The 3,832-nt window shown below is 61.4% G+C and carries 4 protein-coding genes; all 4 read right to left on the reverse strand.

Annotation, left to right across the window (positions count from 1 at the left end; translation table 11 throughout):
• The coding region (locus tag ABSG20_RS31740) for an ABC transporter ATP-binding protein (protein WP_423868402.1) at positions 1-943 on the reverse strand (943 nt) is incomplete at its 3' end.
• Positions 943-1,869, reverse strand: a complete 927-nt coding sequence (locus ABSG20_RS31745) for a branched-chain amino acid ABC transporter permease (RefSeq protein ID WP_423868403.1) — start codon at positions 1,867-1,869, stop codon at positions 943-945. The genes ABSG20_RS31745 and ABSG20_RS31740, both read right to left, overlap by 1 nt.
• Before the next feature lie 2 nt (positions 1,870-1,871).
• The gene (locus ABSG20_RS31750; RefSeq protein WP_423868404.1) at positions 1,872-2,747 is read right to left on the reverse strand and encodes a branched-chain amino acid ABC transporter permease; all 876 of its coding nucleotides are present in this window, start codon (positions 2,745-2,747) and stop codon (positions 1,872-1,874) included.
• 298 nt (positions 2,748-3,045) lie between these two features.
• The coding region (locus ABSG20_RS31755) for an ABC transporter substrate-binding protein (RefSeq protein ID WP_423868405.1) at positions 3,046-3,832 on the reverse strand (787 nt) is incomplete at its 5' end.

Genomic DNA, 3,832 nt, shown 5'->3' on the forward strand with positions numbered 1-3,832 from the left:
GGAATCCTGAAATGGTGTTGAACAGCGTGGTCTTGCCGGCGCCGTTGAGGCCGACGACCGAAACGAACTCACCCTGGTGAACATGGATCGAGACGTTGTCGAGCGCCTGCGCCTTGCCGTAATGGACGCTGACGTTCTCGACCTGCAGCAGCGGCACCTTGTCCTTGAAGCTGGTCTCGGGGCGCGCCGAGGTTTCGATGGCGCCGCCGAGATAGACCCGCCGCACCGTCTCGTTGCGCATCACCTCGTCGGCCCGGCCGGTGACGATTTCCTCGCCGAGATACATCGCCAGCACCCGGTCGACCAGTGCGGCAACGCTCTTGACGTTGTGGTCGACCAACAGCACCGCGCGGCCCTCGTCGCGAAAACTGCGGATCAGCTCCGAGAAGATCCCGACTTCGGCCAAGGTCAGCCCGGCGAAAGGCTCGTCGACCAGCACGACCTTGGGATCCCTGGCGATCGCCTTCGCCAGTTCGAGCCGGCGCAGGTCGGCGAACGGCAAGGTCGGCGGCCGCCGGTCCATCACGGCGCCAAGGCCGACACGGTCAGCGATCCATTTGGCGCGCTCGGTCAGTCGCTTGTCCGGGAACAGCATGAACAGGCTGTCGGGCAACAGCGCGACCATGATATTTTCGAGCACGGTCTGCCGGTTGAGCGGCCGCGAATGCTGGAACACCATCCCAAAACCCTTGCGCGCGATCTTGTGCGCGGGCAGGCCTGCGATGTTTTCCCCCTGGAAAATGACCTCGCCCGCGCTCGGGCGCTCGATGCCCATGATCGCCTTCATCGCGGTCGATTTACCGGAGCCGTTCGGACCGATCAGCCCAAAAATCTCGCCGGCGCGCAGATCGAGATTGAGGTTCTTGACGGCTGTCAGGCCGCCGAAGCGCTTGGTCAGGCCGCGGACTTCGAGCACGGGAGGGTTGTTGGTCAACGCTTCCATCACGAGCGCGCCCCGCGCGACAGCGCCGCTCCGAGGAAGCCGTCGGGAAAGAACAGGATCACCAGCAATGCGACGGTCGAGACGATGAAGGTCGCCAATTCGCCGGTAGGCCTCAGGAACTCTCCGGCGACGATCAGGAAGATCGCGCCAAGTGCTGCGCCCAGCACGGTGCGTCTTCCGCCAAGCACGGCGGCGACGATCACCTGCACGCCGACGGCGATGTCGACGACGGTTCCTACCGAGGCGGTGCCGAAATAAAACACCAGCAATGCGCCCGAGAGCCCTGAGAAGAAGGCGCTGACGACGAAGGCTGCGAGTTTGTGCTTGACGATATTGAAACCGAGCGCGCCGGCCTGCACCGGGTCCTGTCCGCTGGCCTGCAGCACGAGACCGACCGGCGACTGCGAAAGGCCGTACAGGATGATGGCGCTCAAGGTCATGAAGCCCAGTGCAATCCAGTAGTTCGCCCCGGCGTCGATCGTGATGACATCGGGAATGGTGAGACCGATCTCGCCGCCGGTCAGGCTAGCGAACACCACGATGAAATTTTGCAGCATCAATACCGCGACCAGGGTGGTCAGCCCGAAATAGGGTCCGCGCACGCGTAACGCCGGCAGTGCCAGCACAAATCCGGCGATGACCGAGGCCATCGCGCCGAGAAAGATGCACAGATAAACCGACCATCCATATTCGTTGTTGAGGATGCCGGCGGTGTAGGCGCCGACACCGATCAGGAAGGTCGGGCCGAAATTGACCTCGCCTGCGAATCCGAACAAAAGGTCCCACGCCATCGCAAACACGCCGAAATAGTAGGCGACCGTCAGCAGGCCGAGAACATAGCCGGAGACATAGAGCGGCAGGGTCGCGGCGAGGACAACGATAGCGAGCGAGATAAAGAACAGCTTCGATTGGAAAAAACCGGCCATGCTCATCGCCTCCCGAGCAGGCCCTGCGGCCGGATGTACATCACGATCACCAGCAGCAGCAGCGCCGGAATGGTCCGGTAGGCCGGCGAAACCAGATAGGCGGTCAGCGTCTCGAGGTAGCCCACCACGAAGGCCGCGATCAGCGAACCGGAAACGCTGCCAAGGCCGCCGAGGACCACGATCGAGAAGGCGCTCGCGGTGAGCGGGCCGACGCTGTAGGAACTGACGCCGAGGAACATCCCGAGCAGCACGCCGGCGATGCCGGCAAGGATGCCGTAGATCGCCCAGACCATGATGTAGATGCTGGTCAGCTCAAGCCCGAGCAGCGTGACGCCGCGCGGATTCATCGAAGCCGCCAGCACCGCCTTGCCGGTGCGGGTGCGGTTCACCAATAGCCAGAGCAGGCCGATCACCAGACAGCAGACCATTGCGGTAAAGATCTCATTCTTCGGCGTGCGTACGCCGACGATGTCGATCACCCCCTCGACGATCGGGAGCACGGTCTTGGCATTGTTGGTAAAGAAATATGCGATCAATTCCTGAATCATGATCCCCCACAGCAAGGTGCCGGTGAGAACGAATATTTCCTTCTCCTCGTTGGCAATTCGTCTCGATTTCTGGATCGGCTGCACCACTGCGAAATAAGTCACCAGTGCCGCTATCAGCGCGGCCAAGACCCCGATCAGCGCGCCGCCATAGGTGTTCAGATGAAGTACGCTCGCGGCAGCCCATGCCGCCACCGCCGCCAGCACCATGATGGCGCCATGCGAAAGATTGAGCACGCCGGAGACGCCGAAGATCAGGGTAAAGCCGGTCGCCCCCAGCGCGTACAGCGCGCTGATGGCAAAGCCGTCGATCAGTATTTGGAGGAAAAGCATTATGGTAGCCGCGGCAGCACCGCTGCCCCACTCTCTAATTCAGTGATTATGAAGTTCTGATCATATCGATATCACCACCGTCATTGCGAGCCACCGGCGCGGCGCAAGGCGCCGAGCCGGTGTGCGAAGCAATCCACTTAAGCGTACGCCGGGCGATGGATTGCTTCGTCGCAAGGGCTCCTCGCAATGACGGTGGCAGATCCTCAGTCCTGAACCGATAGGTTTCATGGAATCGCTGGTCCAGAATGCGCGAGATGCGAAAATGCTCCCGGGTCGCGCCCGGGAGCATGCTCGTTTTTCAATTCGATGTGAGTTTGATAAAACTCGGGAACTTGAGCTGGCCCTTGGCCACTTCCGCAGGCCAGACGGCGACTTGCTTGCCATCCTGCCATTGCAGCATCAACCCGGTGATCAGGCCCTTGCCGTATTTGATCGAATGGGTGAACTGGTCGTCCTTGCCGTAGAACTGGATGCGGCCGATGGTGCCGATCCAGTCGGTCTTTTCCAGCGCCTCGATCAGCTTGTCGGCGTCGGTCGATCCGGCACGCTTGACGGCGTCGGCGATGTAGTAAACTTCGTCATAGGAGGTGTAGCCGGCATAGGACGGGAAGTTACCGAACTTCGCCTTGAAACCCTGGGTAAAGGGAAGGCTCTTCGGCGTCACCGGGACGTCCGGACCGGATACGCCCTGATAGAGCACGCCTTCCGCCGCGTCATTGGTATCCTTGCCGAAGGTAGAGTTGGTGGCTTGTGAACTGATCCCGAGCATCGGGATCGGAACCTGCTGGTTCTTCCACTGCACCGTCGGCTGCACCCCGACATGCGAAATGCCGGTGATGATCACGTCCGGCCTCGTGCCTTCGATCTTGTTGAAGATTGGCGTGAAGTCGGTGGTGTCGGGCGAGAAGCGGATGTGATCGAGCACCTTTAGCCCGATTCGGGGCAGGCATTCTTCGTAGCCGACATCGAGCGGCGTGGTCCAGGCGGCGTCCTCGCTCATGATCACGGCGCTCTTCATGTGCTTTTGTTCCACCAGCAATTCCTTGGCGGCGTCGCAGACCGACAGCGCCAGCGCGGCCGAGGTC

It is taken from the genome of Bradyrhizobium sp., from assembly GCF_049512235.1.
In the GTDB taxonomy this organism is placed as follows: Bacteria; Pseudomonadota; Alphaproteobacteria; order Rhizobiales; family Xanthobacteraceae; genus Bradyrhizobium.